This window comes from Mesorhizobium sp. M1A.F.Ca.IN.020.06.1.1 (assembly GCF_004023265.1).
Classification (GTDB): Bacteria; Pseudomonadota; Alphaproteobacteria; order Rhizobiales; family Rhizobiaceae; genus Mesorhizobium.
The window spans coordinates 1-1,394 of the sequence record NZ_RZSR01001249.1 but is presented as its reverse complement, the minus strand read 5'-3'; the positions used below and the strand labels follow the sequence as shown (position 1 = coordinate 1,394).

Annotated in this window: 2 protein-coding genes and 1 pseudogene; all 3 read left to right on the top strand. The window is 65.1% G+C overall.

Going from position 1 to position 1,394, the window contains the following annotated elements:
* A partial coding sequence (locus tag EOA60_RS32965) for a sigma factor-like helix-turn-helix DNA-binding protein (protein WP_245502677.1) occupies positions 1-307 on the top strand: 307 nt, incomplete at its 5' end.
* 1 nt (position 308) lies between these two features.
* Positions 309-947 (top strand): NrsF family protein, encoded by a 639-nt coding sequence (locus EOA60_RS32960; RefSeq protein ID WP_095823965.1) that lies wholly within the window; start codon positions 309-311, stop codon positions 945-947.
* A 132-nt stretch (positions 948-1,079) separates the two neighbouring features.
* A pseudogene (locus tag EOA60_RS32955) lies at positions 1,080-1,394 on the top strand (diguanylate cyclase); the annotation flags it as partial.

The window sequence follows — 1,394 nt, the reverse complement described above, 5'->3', positions numbered from 1 at the left end:
GGTCTATGCGATCGCCCGCTTCAAGCTGATCGATGCATTCCGCAGGCGCGGCCGTCGCATCGAGGTCGAGATCGACGAGATCGCAGAGACGTTCGCCGAGCCGGAAGCGGAGACGGTGAGCGAGCGCGACATAAACCGGGCCCTGGACGGCTTGCCGCCCTCGCAGCGTTCCGTGGTTTCCTCGATCTCGGTCGACGGCCATTCGATCGGCGAAACGGCGGTCAAGCTCGGCATCAGCGAGACGGCGGTGCGCGTGTCGCTGCATCGCGGCCTTGCCGCGATCGCCAAAAGGTTCGGACGACAGTGACATGAGAACCGAGGACCTCATAAAGGCGCTCGACGCCGATGCCCGCAACAAGGCGATGCCGCTTGGCCTCGCCTGGTGGCTGGCCGTCGGCGTGGCGGTTGCGGTCGCGGCGGTGGTCTTTTTCATGACCATCGGTCCGCGCCCGGACATCATGCCGGCCATGCATACGATGCGCTTCATGTCGAAGTTCGTCTTCACCTTGGCGCTCACGACCAGCGCATTCGCTCTGATCCGAGCGCTGTCGACGCCCGGTGCGGCGAGCAGGCGAGCGAAACTATGGACGCTCGCCGCGCCTGCGCTCGTCGTGATCGCGGTCATCCTGGAGCTTTTCGTCGTGCCGGAGGCGGACTGGGGCAGGCGGCTCGTGGGTTCCAACATGATGATCTGCATGAGCTTCATCCCGTTGATCGGCATCGGTCCCCTGGCTATCTTCCTCGGCATGCTGCGCTATGGCGCGCCGACGCGGCCGGTGCTGGCCGGCGCGGTCGCGGGCCTGCTCGCGGGCGGCTTGGCGGCGACCTTCTATGCCGCGCATTGCTTCGACGATTCGCCGCTGTTCGTCGCCACCTGGTACACGATCGCGATCGCGTTCCTCACCGCGCTCGGCGCGCTTGGCGGACGGTTTTTCGTCCGCTGGTAGGATTACACACCGATCCTTAATCATGCCGGCAATTGCTTTGCCGGTTAGCGGCGTGGCCGCCGCAGCTTACAACCATTCCTTAAAATCGATCCGCCAGGGTTGTGGCAGTTGCGCATGGGGTGGGATCGCATTGTGGCGTGGTTGAGTTGGAAAGGTCCGCGGGCCGGCAAGCGCGCTGTGCTCGCCTTGATGGCGGCAGGGCTTGCCACCCTGATGGCATCGGTCCTGTTGCCGGCGCTGGAGCTCGGTGCGGACGCGCTGAAGTTCTGCCTACAGATATCGGTCGCCGTCACCGCCGTGACGCTCTTTGTCTCGGCGCTGTTCATCCGCAGGATCATCGACGACCGCCGGCAGATTGCCGAGAGCGAGCAGCGCTTTCGCCGCGCGATGGAAGATTCGGCGATCGGCGTCGCCATCGTCGGCCTCGACGGCCGCATCCTTCAGACC

Coding starts and splice junctions, on each gene's coding strand:
- EOA60_RS32960 (WP_095823965.1), top strand. CDS start 309: ATGAGAACCGAGGACCTCATAAAGGCGCTCGACGCCGATGCCCGCAAC.